Source organism: Oceanobacter sp. ABM4_470, from assembly GCF_056158645.1.
The window spans coordinates 1,123,685-1,140,800 of the sequence record NZ_JBSWTR010000001.1 but is presented as its reverse complement, the minus strand read 5'-3'; the positions used below and the strand labels follow the sequence as shown (position 1 = coordinate 1,140,800).

At 56.5% G+C, this 17,116-nt stretch carries 12 protein-coding genes; 2 read left to right on the top strand and 10 right to left on the bottom strand.

Features of this window, described 5'->3' with window-relative positions:
• Positions 1-46 precede the first annotated feature (46 nt).
• The 3 genes from tusA to ACXADJ_RS04950 all read right to left on the bottom strand — a co-directional run bounded on the left by tusA (position 47) and on the right by ACXADJ_RS04950 (position 1,052).
• The gene (gene tusA, locus ACXADJ_RS04960; RefSeq protein WP_475063733.1) at positions 47-310 is read right to left on the bottom strand and encodes a sulfurtransferase TusA; all 264 of its coding nucleotides are present in this window, start codon (positions 308-310) and stop codon (positions 47-49) included.
• A gap of 118 nt (positions 311-428) precedes the next feature.
• Positions 429-860, bottom strand: a complete 432-nt coding sequence (gloA2, locus tag ACXADJ_RS04955) for an SMU1112c/YaeR family gloxylase I-like metalloprotein (protein ID WP_475063731.1) — start codon at positions 858-860, stop codon at positions 429-431.
• Positions 861-869: 9 nt separating this feature from the next.
• Positions 870-1,052 carry a hypothetical protein gene (locus tag ACXADJ_RS04950; RefSeq protein ID WP_028294120.1) on the bottom strand — a complete coding sequence of 61 codons (183 nt, stop codon included), beginning with the start codon at positions 1,050-1,052 and terminating at the stop codon, positions 870-872.
• A gap of 176 nt (positions 1,053-1,228) precedes the next feature.
• On the opposite strand from ACXADJ_RS04950, the gene hrpB reads away from it, so the two are divergent.
• Complete coding sequence (gene hrpB, locus ACXADJ_RS04945) at positions 1,229-3,790, top strand: ATP-dependent helicase HrpB (RefSeq protein WP_475063725.1); 2,562 nt, start codon at positions 1,229-1,231, stop codon at positions 3,788-3,790.
• A 6-nt stretch (positions 3,791-3,796) separates the two neighbouring features.
• Here hrpB and ACXADJ_RS04940 read toward each other — a convergent pair whose 3' ends face one another.
• The 7 genes from ACXADJ_RS04940 to ACXADJ_RS04910 form a co-directional block, all read right to left on the bottom strand.
• A complete protein-coding gene (locus ACXADJ_RS04940) occupies positions 3,797-5,362 on the bottom strand; it encodes a DUF4124 domain-containing protein (protein ID WP_475063722.1) in 1,566 nt (521 codons plus the stop codon).
• A gap of 192 nt (positions 5,363-5,554) precedes the next feature.
• Entirely contained in the window at positions 5,555-7,939 is a 2,385-nt protein-coding gene (locus tag ACXADJ_RS04935; protein ID WP_475063719.1) for a two-component system response regulator, read from the bottom strand.
• 2 nt (positions 7,940-7,941) lie between these two features.
• Positions 7,942-9,774 (bottom strand): PAS domain S-box protein, encoded by a 1,833-nt coding sequence (locus ACXADJ_RS04930; RefSeq protein WP_475063715.1) that lies wholly within the window; start codon positions 9,772-9,774, stop codon positions 7,942-7,944.
• Between the two features lie 265 nt (positions 9,775-10,039).
• The gene (locus ACXADJ_RS04925; protein WP_475063711.1) at positions 10,040-12,922 is read right to left on the bottom strand and encodes an FAD-binding and (Fe-S)-binding domain-containing protein; all 2,883 of its coding nucleotides are present in this window, start codon (positions 12,920-12,922) and stop codon (positions 10,040-10,042) included.
• Complete coding sequence (locus tag ACXADJ_RS04920; RefSeq protein WP_475063707.1) at positions 12,919-13,620, bottom strand: LutC/YkgG family protein; 702 nt, start codon at positions 13,618-13,620, stop codon at positions 12,919-12,921. The genes ACXADJ_RS04925 and ACXADJ_RS04920 overlap by 4 nt, the downstream gene beginning before the upstream one ends.
• Positions 13,617-15,203 carry a LutB/LldF family L-lactate oxidation iron-sulfur protein gene (locus tag ACXADJ_RS04915; protein ID WP_475063703.1) on the bottom strand — a complete coding sequence of 529 codons (1,587 nt, stop codon included), beginning with the start codon at positions 15,201-15,203 and terminating at the stop codon, positions 13,617-13,619. Before ACXADJ_RS04915 ends, ACXADJ_RS04920 begins: the two co-directional genes overlap by 4 nt.
• Positions 15,200-16,099, bottom strand: a complete 900-nt coding sequence (locus ACXADJ_RS04910; RefSeq protein ID WP_475063701.1) for a (Fe-S)-binding protein — start codon at positions 16,097-16,099, stop codon at positions 15,200-15,202. The genes ACXADJ_RS04915 and ACXADJ_RS04910 overlap by 4 nt, the downstream gene beginning before the upstream one ends.
• Positions 16,100-16,342: 243 nt before the next feature.
• Between ACXADJ_RS04910 and ACXADJ_RS04905 the strand changes: the two genes are divergently transcribed.
• Positions 16,343-17,107, top strand: coding sequence for a GntR family transcriptional regulator (locus ACXADJ_RS04905; RefSeq protein ID WP_028294129.1), 765 nt, complete (start codon positions 16,343-16,345; stop codon positions 17,105-17,107).
• The last annotated feature ends 9 nt before the right edge of the window (positions 17,108-17,116 follow it).

Sequence of the window (17,116 nt, the reverse complement as noted above, 5' to 3'; positions counted from 1 at the left end):
GTGTTTGCCGATTTGTACCCGATCCGACCTCTTAAAGAAAACCAGATCAGTCTTCTTCAGACGCCTTACGAATCACAAAGCGATAGATGCCATCAACCTCTTCGGAAACCAGCATCTCCTGACCTAGAAAACTGCAAAAGCGCAAAAAATCGCGTTGCGTTGACGGGTCGGTCGCCAACACTTCAACACAATCACCCAATGCTGCGTCGTTGATAACATTGTGCAGCATCATCACGGGTTCCGGGCAAAACAGCCCCTTGGTATCCAGGTGATGTTGAATGGTGACGTCGACCGATGATTCCTGACTCAAGTTGAGCTCCACTTCTAACCAAACCGTTACGGGGTTGCCTACGCCCGCTGATTGAAAAACGCCGCGACTTTAACAAACCCGAGCGCCGCTGTCTGGCACTGGGCGTCGCCATAACGACTCAACGCTCGTACAGCTCCAGCGGCAAAGCGTCCGGGTCGGCAAAAAAGGTAAAACGCTTACCGGTAAATTCATCGGTACGAATGGCTTCTACTGCAATGGAATGTGCTTCCAGCCAGGCAACCCATTCGTCCAACTGCTCTACCTCAAAGGCCAGATGACGCAGGCCCTGAGCTTCCGGATAGCTGGGCCGTGCTGGTGCGCCATTGAATGAAAACAGCTCCACCTGACCACCGTCTGGCAGCGCCAGATCCAGCTTCCAGGAATCCCGCTCTGCGCGGTAATTCTCTGCCAGAATGTCCAGCCCCAGCACCGTATTGTAAAAGTGCTTCGACACGGCGTAGTCAGAGCAAATAATGGCCGCGTGATGAATACGCTGCAGTGTGGGCCGCCCAAGCTCCTCAACGGCCGGGGCAGATACTTCGTTACTCAAGCTGATTCCTTAACGCTTCTTTTTGGCGCGCTTTTTACGCAAATAATCTTTCACCGGCGTTTTCTTGTCTGGCAGCGCCTGCTCAAAACGCTCGCGCAGTGACTCGACTTTCTCTTCCTTGTCCCGATGCATCCGTTCGTGTTTGTGCCTGGCACCGGCCGTTGCAAAATCGACCACATTTTTATCAGACATATCAGTTACCTCGTATGACCCAATCAGTTTAAGCCACCCAGCGCAAAAAGAGCCAGCAACAGACAGGCCCAAACAAGCGAGTGCAGGCGTTTTCCGGTATGGTGGGAAACATCAGGTGGGGTTTACCACCGAACCGACCCCGGCCCAAACCTTCACAACACGCTGCTCGAACTTGCATGAATTCTGAACCGTCTCACTCCACGCCAGCCTTTCCGGTTGACCCTCTGATCCCGGATATTGTTTCCGCCCTTGCAGATAATGACAGTCTGTTACTGACCGCCGAGCCCGGCGCTGGCAAAACCACCCGGGTTCCATTGGCGCTGTTGCAAGCAGAATGGCTGGCCGGCCAACAGATCATCATGCTGGAGCCGCGGCGGTTGGCTGCCCGCAATGCTGCCCGTTACATGGCCAGCCAGCTGGGCGAGCAGGTTGGTGAGACCGTCGGCTATCGTATCCGCCTGGAAAACCGCAGCTCGACCCAAACACGACTGCTGGTAGTCACTGAAGGGGTGCTGACCCGCATGTTGCAATCCGACCCGGAACTGAACGGCGTCGGTTTGATTATTTTTGATGAATTCCATGAACGGCATCTGCACAGTGATTTGGCGCTGGCGCTGTGTCATCAATGCCAACAGGTGTGGCGGGACGATCTCAAGCTGCTGATTATGTCGGCAACGCTGGACACCGACCGCCTTGGCGAACAACTGCAAGCCCCCTTGATTCATTGTCCCGGCCGGGGCTTCCCGGTCGAGCTGGATTACCGCCCTGCCCGCTCCCCGGACGAACGGCTGCCTCAGCAGCTGGCCCGCGTGGTCGACGAAGCCCTGAGCGCAGCAGACGGCCATATTCTGGTGTTTTTGCCCGGCGTCGCCGATATCCAGCGTTGCGGCGTCCAGTTACAGCCACTTGTAGCCGACCACATTCAGATCCTGCCTCTGCACGGCCAGCTAACTGACCAACAACAAAAAGCCGCTCTGGCAGACGTTGCAGCCGGACAACGCAAAGTGTTGCTGGCGACTAATATTGCCGAAAGCTCATTAACGCTGAACGGCGTCAACTGCGTCATCGACTCCGGACTGGAACGCCGTCTGCAATACCATCCGACCAGTGGCCTCAGCCAACTGAACACGGTGAACATTTCGCAGGCGTCCGCCACACAGCGTATGGGCCGTGCTGGACGCCAACAGCCGGGCCGTTGTTACCGGCTTTGGCCAGAGAGCACCCACCACACGCGCGCTCAGCATATTGAGCCCGAAATCGCCCAGACGGATCTCAGCCAACTGCAAATGGAGCTGATGCAATGGGGTGCCAGCAGCGACGAACTCTTGTGGCTGACACCGCCTCCGCACGCCTCGCTGAACCGTGCCAAACAGCTGCTTCAGTCCCTCGGCTTGAGCGATGGACAGCAACAGCTGACGACCATAGGCCAATTTGCCGCCCGTCTTGGCATGGACGTACGTTGGGCGGCGGCACTGGCCCACACAACGTCCGATAGCCGCCGCCAAACAGCACTGCTGGCCGCCATGATGCAGGAATGGCCACATAAAGAGTCCCGTAGTGATGATCTGGAACGCCGCTGGCAGTGGGCGCAGCAGCAGTCGCTGTGGAAACAGCGTATCGAACCTTTGGCCCAGCGCTGGCTGTCGAGCGCGGGCAAGGCAACTGTGCAGACAAGCGAAAAAGACACAAACGCCGATGAGCACGGCCATCCCCTCGCCATGCTGGCGTTACTGGCTTATCCAGATCGCCTGGCTCGACGCCGCGGCAATCATTCTGCGGGGAAAGACAGTGCGTCTGGCCAATACCAGCTGACCAGTGGCACCGGTGTGCAGCTGCAACGAGACAGCGATCTGATGAACGCCGACTGGCTGGTCGCCATCGACGTGCAAGGCGAGTGGATTCGTGCCGCCATCGCCATCAGCCAGAACGAAATTGAGCGTTGGCTATCGCAATTCCCCCAACAATTGAATCGCAGCGTCGTTGTCGAGTGGCAAGCCAATGGCTCGCTATTGGCAGAACAGCAGCAGCGTATCGGTCAGTTGATTTGGCAACGCCAACCCATGACCAACCTCAGCTCGGAAGACTGGCAATCGGCCTGGCTGGATTATTTCAGCCGTGGCAGTAAATCCAGACAGCGTTTACAGCAACTGAATTGGACCGACGACTGCCACACCCTGCGCCAGCGCATAGAACTGGTCGCCAACAGCGGTATCAGCAGCCCGGACGGCGAACCCTGGCCCGACGTCAGCGACGACGGTCTGTTGGCCAACGTCGAAGACTGGTTGTTGCCCTACCTGAGCGACTGCCGCAACGAAAAGCAATTACGCCAACTGGACATGCTGCAACTGCTGAAAAGCACCCTCAGCTGGCCACAGCAACAAGCGCTGGAAAACCTCGCGCCCACCCACTGGCAAGTGCCATCCGGCTCACGGATTCGGTTGGACTATTCAGAAAACCCACCGGTATTGCCGGTGAAATTACAGGAAATGTTTGGCGAACCGACCCAGCCCGCCATTCTGAACGGCCAACTGCAACTGCTGATTCACCTGCTGTCACCGGGTCGTAAACCCTTGCAGGTAACTCGTGACCTGCCCCATTTCTGGCAGCATGGCTACGTTGACGTAAGAAAAGAAATGCGCGGCCGCTATCCCAAACACCCATGGCCGGAAGATCCGCTCAGCGCCGAGGCTACGGCGCTGACCAAGCGTGCATTGCAGCGCCAGTCGAAGGGTGAATAAAGGGGGTTACTGCCCCGCCGCCGTCGCACTGATGTTGGCAGCACGGCTGACATCGGCTCGGGCACCTATCACATCGTTGTTGTGACGACGGGCTTCAGCGCGGGCCAGTAAAGCGTCGGGGTTGTCGCCATTGCGTTGCAGGAACTGGCTCCAGATGTCCTGCTGCCGTTGCCAGTATTGTTTTTTACCGTACAGGTCGCTCAACAGCTGGTACCAGGCAATGGGGGCCTTGCGGGCATCGACAGCCACCAGCGCATCCGCTTCGGCTTCGGAATATTTCCCCATTTGATACCAGACTGACGCTCGTTCAAATCGGGCTGGCCCGGAGTTCGGGTTAATCAGCAGTGCCTTGTCCAGATAATCCAGCGCGGCTTGCCAGTTCTGTCCAGCCGCAGCCTGCCGGGCCAGGCTTGCCAGCGAGCTGATCAGCTGGGCCGACCACTGTGTCACCCTGGCGTCATCGGGCGCCAGACGCCGGGCAGCTGCCAATTCTGCGGCGGCATTTCGATATTGGTTCAGTCCGGCATACACCTCTGCCCGCCCCAAAAGACTGGCCGCATCGGCACTGCGCAGTGCCAACGCCTGATCAAACGCCAACAGTGCCTCCTGATAATGCTGCTGTTGCAGTTGCAAAGTGCCCAGCAAGCGCAGGTACTCGGCCGAGCTGGCAATGTTCAATGCCTGTTTGATCTGGCTCATCGCCCGCACCTGCTGACCCCGTTGATGGGCTGTAGTGGCCTGCCAAAACAACAGTCGGCTTTCAAGGCTTACCAGCAGTGGATTTTTGGACACATGAAACAGCGCCTGTCGTACCAGCAATCGCGCTTTCGCTTCTCCGCCAGCAGCGGAGCCTGATGAAGCCAGACCTTGTTGGTAAGCCAGGTCAACCGCTGTACTGGCCACCAGCAGCGACTGCGGTAGACGCTGCATGGCTTGCTGCCGGTATTGGTCGTATTGCGTTGCCGTGGTGGTTGCATGGCTGGCACGTAATAACAAGCTGTAGCCAATGCTACTGTCGGGGCTATGACGCAGAGCAGAGTCAACATCCGTCATGGCGGCCATCATCAGATTATGAGCTTCGTCGTTAGCCGACCGCTGTAGGGCCTGCTGCGCCAGTCCAATTAAATAGGTCGCCCGTGCCAAATAGGCATATTCGCTGCCTGATCTTAGCCTCACCCAATCATTGAACAGGCTCTGCATGGCAGGATCACCACTGTCGAACACCGAATAAAAATCGGCCAACACGGGCTCCTGACTTATGTCACTGGCAACCCGACTACGGGCACTGGAGAGTATTTGCTCGACATCGTAGAAGTGGCGGGAGTTCAGGTAGGTGTTCAGACGTTGCCAGCTGTTGGCATCCATGCCCGCCAATACGACTCCGCTTTGGCGTTGACTGGTGCGATCGCGCTCCAGCTGCCGGGTATCCACATAGCCTTGCTTGCCAGCGTTGGCAGGCACCCGATCTGAAAAATGAACCACGCCATTGGAGTCGGTCCAACGGTGCATCTGGGCTTGCGCAGACAGGGCAAACAACATGAGCGGTACACCCACCATCAAATATCCGGTCATCACAGCCTCCTTGCCCCGTTTACTGTTCAGTTTTCAGTCAGAAAAATCACCCGTGTATTATTGGCAGAGCCGTCACACCTGCTGTGAACCGGCTCTCGTTTCTGTCGAAAACTTCGCCAACCTGCTGATGTTCAGGCGGCATATCGAACATTTTGGAACAAGTTTTGAATTTCGGATTGGGTAGCGTCCGGCTTAGCCACTGTTTTTATAGTCAAGTAGCTGCTCTGAAGGCACATCGGCGCTGTAGTAAAAACCTTGCAGACAATCGCACCCCATACTCACCAACATGGTTTTCTGCGATTCGGTTTCAACACCTTCCGCCGTCACGTCCAGATTCAGCACTCGGCACAAGGCCATGATGGCTTTGCAGATTTCCACATCGTCTATGTCCTCTGGCAAATCGGACACAAAACTCTTGTCGATCTTGACGCGGTTAAACGGCAATTCTTTCAAGCGCCCAAGTGATGAGTAGCCGGTGCCGAAATCGTCAATCGCCAGGCCCACGCCCATGTCTCGAATCCGCCGTAGCTGCGGCATAAGGTTAGTATGGTTTTGCAGCGCGGTTTCGGTCATTTCCAATTCCAACGACTCCGGCATCAAGCCATAGACAGCGAGTGCTTCGGCAACGATGTCGGGGAAACTTTCATCGGCCATCTGGCGTACTGACACATTCACCGACATACGCGCATCGCGAATGCCAACACGGTGCCACTCACTGGCGGTACGACAGGCTTCCATCAGCACCCAACGCCCAACCTGAATGATGACATCGGAGTTTTCAGCCACATGGATAAACCGGTCCGGAGACAACAGCCCCAGGGTTGGATGATCCCAGCGCAGCAAGGCCTCAGCACCCACTACCCGGTCCTGACTGCTGGAAAAGATGGGCTGATAGCCGACGACGAACTGGTCACGGATCAAGGCTTCACGCAGGTCGGCCTCGATACGGATACGCTGTTGATATTCCTGATCGAGTGCGAAGTCGTACAGACAAAAGCGGTTTTTACCCTGACGTTTGGCCTCGAACATAGCGGTATCTGCCGCCCGAACCAGCTCTTCATAGCCACGTTCGGTATCGTCCGACACCACCAGACCGATACTGGCCGACAACTGCACTTTTTCGCGGCTAAGTTCAACAGGCTCAGAGGCGACATCGAGAATTTTGCGAGCAACCACTTCCATGCCCGCCGGGCTGGAGATATGTGGTACCAACACCACGAATTCGTCACCTCCCAACCGGGCAATCGTGTCATCTTCCCGTAGTGCATCGACCAATCGCTGGCCCAATACCCGCAGCAAGTGATCGCCTTCGGCATGGCCCAGGGTGTCGTTGACCAGCTTGAAGCCGTCCAGATCCAGAAACGCCAGACCAATAAACTCCCCCGGTCGCTGCTGCTGCAGCACCTTTTCCAGCGTCCGTTCAAACTTGATGCGATTGCCAAGCCCCGTAAGGGAGTCGATGTAGGCCATCCGGGTAAGGCTCTGCTCTGCCCGACGCAGCCTTGAAATATCCGACAGGTTGATGATGTAACCCGTCAGGTTGTAGTTGTCGTCACGCACCTGGGATATGTGCTGCCAGGCCGGAAAAATCTCGCCATTTTTGCGCGCGCACATAACTTCGCCGCTCCAGGAGCTGGCGGCAACAGCCATCTGTATCGGTTTATCGTCTTCGCGCCGGGCTGACAACAGCAATTCGGGGTTCTGCCCCAGCAACTCCGACTGCGAGTAGCCGGTGATGTTTTCAGACGCCGGGTTCACCCGGATGATGTGAAGGTCCGTATCCAGTACCAACAAGCCTTCGGAGCTGGACTCGAACACCACGTCAGCCTGCAACAAGTTCTGTTTGGCCTGTTGCTCCTCGTGCACATCCTGCAACAAGCCGCTCACCGAGCGTCGTTTGTTGCGGCCAGAAACCACCGTCGCAAACACCCTGTGCCAGTGGTATTCCGCGCCGTCCTTGACCACTCTTACCAGGCAGGAAGTACGGTGTTTATTGGACAGTTCCTGTTCAAGCATCTCACGGTCTTCCGGGTGCAGTTTGGCAAGCAGTTCCGACAGACTCAATTCGAATAGCTCAACGTTGTCATCCAGCTCAGGGACTGGCAGCGACGTTTCGTCTTCCGGCTGCCACTCCCACACCTTCATGCGTGCCGATTCCAGTGCCATTCGCAGTTTGTTGGAATACAAGCGGATTTCTTCATCGGCATGATGGCGAGTCATGGCGACCCGAATGGCAGCGTCGATTTCACGGCGCTCAAAGGGTTTCACCAAATAGCCATACGGCAGCGAGGCAATGGCTTCGTCCATCGTGGCTTCATCGGTATACGCCGTAAGGAACACCACAGGGATATCGAGCTGCTTATGGATAATGTCGGCCGCTTCGGTACCCAGCATGTCGCCGGCCAAATGAATGTCCATCAGCACCAGCGAGGGCTTCAGCTCAACGGCTTTTTCAATAGCGACCTCTGCCTTGGCAGTCATACCGACGACCTGATGGCCAATATCCTCCAGGGTTGCGCGCAGATCCAGGGCGGTAATTTGCTCGTCTTCAACAATCAAGATACGTTCCGAACTCATGCTTACGATCCTTGCTCTTCTGCCGCTTTTGCCAACGTCAGGGTAAATCGCACCCCGGTATCCGATTCTGTAATCAACTTGCCATCCATCTGCTCTACCAGACCGACAATCAACTGGAAGCCCAGCGAGCCGCCAGCACCGGGCCGGACTCCCTCAGGTAAGCCAACACCGTTGTCTTCCACCACAACGGCAACTTCTGTCTCGCGCTCTACCAGCATCACGCGGATGTAACCTCCGCGTCGCTTGGGAAAAGCGTGCTTGACCGAGTTGGTGATCACCTCGTTCATAAACAGACCAAACGGCTGGGCAACATCCAGAGGGATATGTATCTGTTCCTGATTGGACTCTACGCTCAGATCAATGCCTCGCACACTGGACAAATAGCTACGTTTTACCAACTCCAGCAAGCGTCCGGCATAGGCCACAACATCAATGCGGTCATAGTGGCTCTGTTCGTACAGCAACTGATGGATCAGAGCCATGGCCCGAATGCGGTCCTGACTCTCGGTAAAATGCCCCCGCACTTCTTCCGGCACCTTGCGGGTTTGCAGGCTCAACAAACTCGACACCACCTGAAGGTTGTTTTTCACCCGGTGATGCACTTCGTTCAACAGTGAGGTTTTTTCATCCAGCGCCAGTTGCAGTTCCTGCTGAATCGATTTCTGAATGGTGACGTCCATGATGGTCGCCAGGGTGATTTGTTTTTTGTCGAATTCCATCGGCGTCAGGCCAATTTCCACCGGGAACTGACTGCCGTCCTTACGCATTGCAAACAACTCCCGCCGGGCTGCCATGGTGCGCTTTTCAGGATTGGCCAAATATTGCTGACGTAACTCGGCGTGATGACTGGCCGTGCGTGGTGGTATCAATTGTTCTACCCGCAACGCCATGAGCTCTTCCAGCGGGTAGCCAAACATCTCGGTAGCGCGGTTGTTGGCCAGCTGGATGTTGCCATCCGCATCCACCAGCAACAGGCCATCAGCGGTACTGTCGACCACTCGCCGGAATCGCTCTTCGCTGGCTTTCAGCTGCCGCTCTGAGCGGGCACGGTCAGAAATATCAATGGCTGAGGGAATCAGATGGGTAATCCGACCGGAGTCGTCCATCAGGGGAGCCATCATGAAGTCGATGAGCATGCGGTCGTTGTTGGCAATTTGAATTTCAACTTCGTAGCGTGCAGTTTCGCCTTTAAGCGCTTGTTCGATACTTTGCTTGAGCCGCTGCTGGATATCGGGATCATGGTTCCACCAGGGGCAATCCCAGAACTTCAACCCCATGACGTCTTCAGCCTTAATGCCCGCCGCATCCAGCGGAGGGCGGTTGGCATCAATCAAAGTGCCATCCAGCGTCAGTACTCCAACAAAGGAAAACAGGCTGTCGATCACCCGCCGTACCAGCGCATTGGCGTCGATGCGGGCCTGCGACAGTTGACTCAATAACGTGAGGTTTTCAGCCACCACCAGAATGCCGTCTACCGGCTGATGGGGGTCACTGTTGCGAAAAATAGGAATGTAGGAGCCTTGCCAGACCGATTCTTCACCAGCAAGGCTGGGGGTTTCTCCGGAAATCTCGAAGTCGATGTGGCCGATGCCGGTATCCAGCACTTGTTGCAGCATTGGCTCAATAATAGGCGCAAGATCCGGCAATATATCACTGACCCGCTGACCCAGATGCTGCTGAGCCGACACGCCGTTGAAGCGCGCCAGGGTATCGTTGATGCTGATATAACGAAAATCGTGATCCAGGATGGCCAGACCAAGGTCGTCGTTGGCCATCAAGGCATCAAAGGCGGCGGCTTTGAGCTGTTCGGTACTGCTGGCAACTTCCTTGACCATCTGACCTACCTGACTGTTTTAATGGATTTGGAAACCACGCACGAGCAGGGATCTCCGAACACGTCAGAGACCGTTTTTATAGCTTAGGCCAGATATCCGAGGCCAACTGGCCGGGCATCACGATAGCTGGGGATTCTGTATGACTATTTCCGCCAACATCCAAGCCAGCCAATACAGAAACACACCGAAACCCCAATACCAATGCCCAACAGATACTGTCCCTTTGGTCAATTGTTAACCCAAAAGCCCAGCCAGCTCAAGTACGTCAGGATTCCGTGATCTCCTTTTGTTCTGGGCCAGCCTCGGTAATACGTGAACGAACCGGTTGCTTTGGCACACTGACCCGATCCAACAAATAGAACACCGAGTGGTACGGCACTTCGCTGTTTTTGCTAAGGCCAATCTCACAGGTTCTGCTGGTCGAAATGCCTTCGGTACTGCCCTGCACTTGCGCTTTCAGCGGGGCTAACGCTGAGTCGTTCAATTGCGGCAGCACAAAGCCTTTGTCGCCCGCAAAACCACAGCAGGTAATGTCTTCCGGCACCACCACGTTGCTGGAACACTGGTTTGCCAGTGCCACCAATTCGTTACCCAGCCCCTGCTTTACCGTCGAACAGGTGATGTGCACCGCAATCTGCTCTTCAGTTGGCGCAATATCGAGACGTGGCACCAGATAGCGGTTGGCAAACCGGATCGGGTCCAGCAGCTCAATGCGTTTGTCGAGTCGTTCCGCCATGCGGAAGGTACAAGGGCTGGTATCAATCAGCACCGGCAAACGGCCGTTGTCGGTCGCCGCCAGCAAGGCCTGATTCAGTTGTTCGGCCATGGCATCGGCCTGTTCAAACATGCCTTTGCTTTCCAGTGGCATACCGCAGCAATGGGCTTGCTGGTCGACCAGCTGGCTGACGTTGAGCCCCGCCTTGGTGGCCAGGTCCAGTGTTACCTGCTGCAAACTGCGCTGGTCAGCATCCTGTTTGGCTGGCCCCATATTGCGGCTGGCGCAGCTCGGGAAGTACACCAGATCGGCATTGGCGTCACAGCCAACCAGTGGCCGTGCCGTCTCGCTGGCCTGTGGCATGGCGTTGTGCCAAAGAGGCAACTTGTCAAAGGTCGCCATATTGGCCAGCTTGCTTGCACCTGCCAGTACGGTATCGCCCACCACCGAGCGGGTGACATCCACCAGTTTCAGGGCGCTGTGGGTGGTATTGGCAACGGTTTCAAAGTGGCTGGCGACCCAGTCTGCCCGACCTTCATACTTGCCGTTGCGCTCGTGGCGCAAATGCCGTGACAGGTCGCCGGTATTGATTTTCACCGGGCAGGCGGTGCTACAAAGCCCATCCGCCGCACAGGTATCCACCCCCTGATACTGGTAATCCTTCAGCATCTGCTGGTATTCGGGGTTGGATTCGGTGGTACCGGCACGCTGTTGGCGGCTGAGTTCACGCATCACCACAATGCGCTGGCGCGGCGTCAGGGTGAGATTCTTCGACGGGCAGACCGGCTCACAGAAGCCGCATTCAATGCACTTGTCGACCAGGTCATGGGCTTCGGGAATGGGTTTCAGGTTCTGGATATGGGTCTGCAAATTGGTGGTCAGGATCACCCCGGGGTTCAACAGGGTTTTCGGGTCGAAGGCCCGCTTGATCTTCCACATCAGCTCATAGGCTTGCTTGCCCCATTCCAGCTCCACAAACGGCGCCATATTGCGTCCGGTGCCGTGCTCGGCCTTCAGTGAACCGTCGTAACGCCCCACCACCAGCACACAGACATCGTCCATAAAGTCGGCGTAACGCTGAATTTCAGCCGGGTCGGTAAAGTTCTGGGTGAAAACAAAGTGCAAGTTACCGGCCAGGGCATGGCCGAAAATAATAGCTTCGTCATAGCGGTATTTTTTGAACAAGGCTTGCAGTTCCAGCACTGCCGGAGCCAGGGATTCGACCGGAAACGCCACATCTTCAATAATGACGGTCGTGCCTTTTTCGCGCACTGCGCCGACCGCCGGAAACATGCCTTTGCGGATGTTCCAGTACAACGCGCAGGTCGCGGGGTCGGTGGTGAATTCCTTGCCGTGCAGACATTCAAACGGTTCCAGCGCCGCCAGCACATCCGCCAGCTTGTGGTTCAGTTCGTGGTCGGTACCGCCGCGTACTTCCACCAGCAAACAGGCCGCCTCATCGCTCAGGCCCGTCATGTATTCTGGCATGCCCGGATTGTTTTCCACCGAGCGCAACCCCGGACGATCGATCAGCTCAACCGCAGCGACCGGGGTGTGCGACAACGCGGTAACCGCTTTGCTGGTTTGTTCGATGTCAGCAAAGATCAGCAGCGCCGATGCCTTGTGAGCGTGCTCTTCTACCGTGCGATAGATAACTTCGGAAACAAACCCCAGCGTGCCTTCAGAACCGACCATCAGGTGCATCAGAATATCAATCGGGTCCTGATAATCGACCAGCGCATTGAGGCTGTAACCGGTGGTGTTCTTGATGGAAAATTTCTTGATGATGCGGTTACGCAGCTCATCGTTGCTTGCCACCTCGTCACGCAAACCTTCAAGCGCCGCAACCAATGCAGGCTGGGCCCGCAAAAACGCCGAGCGGGAATCCGCATCGGCTGTATCCAGCATCGTGCCGTCGGCCAATACCAGCCGCATGGAATCAATGGTTTGGTAGGTGTTTTGGGCGGTACCGCAGCACATGCCAGAAGCGTTATTGGCGACAATTCCGCCGATCTTACAGGCATTGATGGAAGCCGGATCAGGTCCGATCTTGCGGGCAAACGGTGCCAGTTTGCGGTTGGCATGCGCACCAATCACACCCGGCTGAACCTTGAGCTTACTGCCTCCTTCCAGCACTTCCATGCCGTTCCACTGGCTAGACAAGCGCACCAGAATGCCATCCGTTACTGCCTGGCCGGACAGGCTGGTGCCCGCAGCGCGAAACGTCACATGCACCCGGTGCTGTTGCGCCAGCAACAGTAGCTGAACCACTTCGGCTTCGTTGTCGACCATCACCACGGCGGTCGGAATCAGTCGGTAAAAGCTGGCGTCAGTGCCAAAGGCGAGTTTACGTAGCGGGTCGGTGACGATGCGCTCGGCGTCGACAATCTTCGCCAGCGCCTGCAAAAACCCCTTGTAGTCTGGCTGGTTCATGACGACACCTCCTCGCTGGAATCCATGTCATTGATCCAGAGAATCAGCAAGGATTTTGGACCATGAGCACCGTAAGCCAGCGTTTGTTGAATATCCGCCGTTTTGCTGGGGCCGGACACAAACAGCAGGTTGGTTGGCATCGCCTTGCCGGCACGCCCGGCCATATAGTCAGTCAGGCCAGAAACCATGTTGCTTTCACGGGCAACAATGATGCTGAGCGGAGGCACCAGCGATAAGGTGCGAGGCTCCTGCGGGCCGGTTTCCAGCACCAGAGATCCGGTCTCTGCCAATACCGCTGAGGCATAGCTCAAACCGGCATCGGTATTGGAAAACAGTTGTGAGCGCATGCTGTCGGGGTTGCCTTGCCAATGTTCTACCGAGCTATCAAACACCTGTACAGCAACAGACGAAGCCTGAGCGGCCAGAGTGTCTTTCAAAGCACCTGTCTCGGCCCGATTTGCCAGCAACAAAGAACTCACCTGGCGCTTGTTAAGTTCATCCGCCAGCGTCTGCTGCCAGGATTGCGCAGTAGTCTCTACGATGTCCGCATGGTTAGCCGTCATCAATTCCATAAAACGACTGCGCCACTGTGCTTTTGGCAAGGTCGCCAGCGGTGGTAGCTCATCACGACTGGAAGCAGTGGCCTGATTGGTTTGGCCAGCACGCAGGCGGGCGAGAATATTGTTACGAGCGCTCATGGCTTCGCCTCCTCTGAGCTGGTCGATTTTCCGGTCAAGGTGCTGCTTGCTGAACTGGCAATACCTGCTTCCCTGGCCAACTGATGCAAGGTTTTGGCTGCGGGCTTCGGCATCGAACGGGTGTTGGTCCAGGGTGCCAATTTGCCCGGCATCAACGCCCGGCCAAGGGTCATGGCACGGGTACCCAGTCGATATACCGCAGGATGGCGATGCATCTGGCTCCAGCCCTGCCAGATCAGTGCTTCTTTCATACGACGGTTGCGGCCAGCGCCGTTGGCATGCAGGGTGCCGTCGTGCTGGGTCGCAACAGGGGCCACGGACTCTGCACGCAGTTTGCGAATCAGGGTCGGCAGCGGAATTCGTACCGGGCAGGCCTCACCGCAAGCGCCATTGAGTGAGCAGGCATTGATCATGTCGCCATTGGCTCCGAGGCCACCGGCGCTGTCCAGCTGCGGTGTTACTACCTGACCAATGGGGCCCGGATAGGTCGAGCCATATGCATGACCACCAATGCGGGCATACACCGGGCAATGGTTCATGCAGGCACCGCAACGAATGCATTGCAGGGTGGGTTTGAGGTCCGGATGGTTAAACATCTTCGAACGGCCGTTATCCAGTAACACCAGATGCACTTGCTCCGGGCCGTCCAATTCATCGGCCTTACGCGGGCCAGAAATCATGTTGACGTAGGTGGTGATCAGCTGGCCAGTCGCAGAGCGCGGTAACAAGGTCAGTAGTTCGGGCACATCCGTCAGCGAACGCACGACTTTTTCAATACCGGTGACGGCAATGTGAATCGGCGGCACCGTGGTGCTCATCCGGCCATTACCTTCGTTCTCGACCAGCAACAAGGTACCGGTTTCGGCAATGGCCATGTTAACTCCGGACACGCCGACATCGGCCTGCTCGAACTTCTGTCGCAAAATCGCCCGGGCGTTACCAATCAGGTCGTCAACATCTTCACTGTAGGGCACCGGCTCGCCGTCGGGCGTGGTCGCGCGGGTGTGCATCAGCTGGGCAATCTGCTGCTTATTCTTGTGGATGACTGGCATCACAATGTGAGAAGGCGCTTCCTTGGCCAGCTGCACCAGGTACTCGCCCATGTCGCTTTCAAGGCATTCAATACCTCGGGCTTCAAGGTAATGGTTGAGCTCGATTTCCTCGCTCACCATCGACTTGCCTTTGACCACGGTTTTGGCGTTGTTGGCCGCCATGATGCCGTGAATGATCTGATTGGCCTGGGTTGCCGTTTCCGCCCAATGCACCTGCACACCGTTGGCGGTCAGGTTGGTTTCCAGCAGCTCCAGCAATTCGGGCAGATTAGCGAGGCTGCGTTGCCGAGCCGCCTCACCACGATCACGCAAGTCTTCCAGTTCCGTCTGATCCGGGAAAACGCTTTTGCGCTTGGCTTGCAGAAAATCACTGGCACCGCGGAAGCTGGCTCGCAGAGTGTCATTTTCCAGCGCCATTTGGGCGCGAACCTTGAAATGGCGGGAGGCCATGTCGGCAAATTCATGTTCTTCGCGGTTAACCGCTTCCGTCAGCTCAATGAAATTCGGCTGAGTCATGTTGGATTCACTCATTGGGCACCCTCCCCACCTTGCTGTTCGGAACTCGAACGATGGCGGCCTATAACCACTTTGCTGGTGTCCATGGCGTTCTTCACCAGACTCGCCAAATGGGCCACCGGAATCGCTTGGCATTCGCCCTGTTCCGCCAGCTTGTCGAGAGTACCGCCAATGTTCATCAGGCAGCCGCAATCCGCACTGGTGATTACCGTTGCACCGGTCGCCGCCATGGCACGGGCCTTGTCGTCGGCCATCGCCGCCGAAATATCGCCCTGCTTAACCGCAAAGGTACCGCCGAACCCACAGCACTCGGTCACGCGCTCGGGCTCCACGACCTGCACGTCTGGCAGTCGCGCGGCCAAAGCCATGTGTTCCGCAGCCAACCCCATGCCACGACGGGTCGAACAGGAGGTGTGCAGCGCCACTTTCTGTACGGAATCTTGTACGGAATCGCCATCAGCACCAGAAGAATTGGTATGACCAATATTCTCGAACTGCACATCCAACACGTTAATCAGGAACTCGCTGAACTCAAATGTCCGCTCGGCCAGTGCTTTGGCCTGCGCCTGATGAGGCGTGTTGGCGAACATCACCGGGTATTCGTGCACCATTATGCCGGTGCATGAGCCCATCATGACCACCACCGGAATATCGGCCTCAAACGCTGCCAGCTGGGTCAGCGCAACAGCACGGGCCTCGTCTTCAAAACCGCTGTTCCAGGCAGGCTGGCCACAGCAGGTTTGCGCCTGCGGGAAAATCACCTCAATGCCTTGCTGGCGGAAAAACTCAATCGCGTCCATCCCCGCTTCGGGATAGAAACTGTCGACCAGGCAGGTGCCCATCAGGTAGATGCGGCTTGGAACGTCGGGATACGAACGCGGCTGTTTGCGCGTATTGCCGGAGGCGGCCATAACTTGCTCCACGGTTGCAGGCGCTGTTCAGGCTTCCAGACCGCCCGATTGGGACAGCGGATGGAATGGACTGCTGAAGGCGCTTGTTTTTCTTGTTTTAACCGGGTAAATTTAAATTGGTAATACCAATTACCCAGATTATTTAAAGGCAAATTAACTCCGATTGATGCACAGGTCAATGCGGAGCATCACGCATTGGCCGAAAATCCCACTTTATGATTCGCAATTCACAGGTCGTTTGAGATGCCTCAACAGAAAATCCGCAGCCAGAAAATCTCTGACATCATCGCCGAACAATTGGAAAGCATGATCATTGAGGGAAGCCTGGAGCCCGGCCAGAAGATGCCCACCGAGCGGGCGCTGGCGGAGCGATTTGAGGTATCACGGCCGTCCATTCGAGAAGCACTGAACAAGCTCGACGCCAAGGGACTGGTCACCCGCCGCCAGGGTGGCGGCACCTTTGTGGCAGACAGCATTGGCATGTCGATGTCCGACCCGCTGCTCGGACTGCTGGAATCACACCCCGAATTCAATTACGACCTGTTGGAATACCGCCACGCACTGGAAGAGATTGCCGCCCACTACGCGGCGGTCAGGGCCACAGAGTCGGACCATGAGCTGATCGAGCGGCGCTATCAGGAATGGCTGGACGGTCACAATGCCCGCCTGGGCGCTGAGCAGGAGGCTGAACTGGACTGGCGCTTTCATTTGTCGATTGCCGAAGCATCACACAACGCCGTACTACTGCACTCCATGCGCGCCTTGCTGAGCCTGTTCAAGCAGACCATTGCCACCAACCTGACGTATTTGTACACCGAAGAAGCCCGTCGTGACGAAATTCGCCGCCAACACGAAGCCATGAAAGATGCGGTTATCCAGCGGGATACCGAGAAGTCACGTCAGGCGGTCAACAACCACCTGGCGTTTGTGGAAGAAACCCTGCAACACAGCAGTCGCTTTGAGAGCAATTCCCAGCGCTCCCTGCGACGGATTTCAATGATTCGCTGAGTTATTCCA

Bases quoted from the DNA above. Each gene is read 5' to 3' on its own strand.
- ACXADJ_RS04915 (WP_475063703.1), bottom strand. From the start codon at position 15,203: ATGAGTGAATCCAACATGACTCAGCCGAATTTCATTGAGCTGACGGAA.
- ACXADJ_RS04950 (WP_028294120.1), bottom strand. From the start codon at position 1,052: ATGTCTGATAAAAATGTGGTCGATTTTGCAACGGCCGGTGCCAGGCAC.
- ACXADJ_RS04930 (WP_475063715.1), bottom strand. From the start codon at position 9,774: ATGGTCAAGGAAGTTGCCAGCAGTACCGAACAGCTCAAAGCCGCCGCC.
- ACXADJ_RS04925 (WP_475063711.1), bottom strand. From the start codon at position 12,922: ATGAACCAGCCAGACTACAAGGGGTTTTTGCAGGCGCTGGCGAAGATT.
- hrpB (WP_475063725.1), top strand. From the start codon at position 1,229: ATGAATTCTGAACCGTCTCACTCCACGCCAGCCTTTCCGGTTGACCCT.
- ACXADJ_RS04935 (WP_475063719.1), bottom strand. From the start codon at position 7,939: ATGAGTTCGGAACGTATCTTGATTGTTGAAGACGAGCAAATTACCGCC.
- ACXADJ_RS04905 (WP_028294129.1), top strand. From the start codon at position 16,343: ATGCCTCAACAGAAAATCCGCAGCCAGAAAATCTCTGACATCATCGCC.
- ACXADJ_RS04920 (WP_475063707.1), bottom strand. From the start codon at position 13,620: ATGAGCGCTCGTAACAATATTCTCGCCCGCCTGCGTGCTGGCCAAACC.
- ACXADJ_RS04940 (WP_475063722.1), bottom strand. From the start codon at position 5,362: ATGACCGGATATTTGATGGTGGGTGTACCGCTCATGTTGTTTGCCCTG.
- ACXADJ_RS04910 (WP_475063701.1), bottom strand. From the start codon at position 16,099: ATGGCCGCCTCCGGCAATACGCGCAAACAGCCGCGTTCGTATCCCGAC.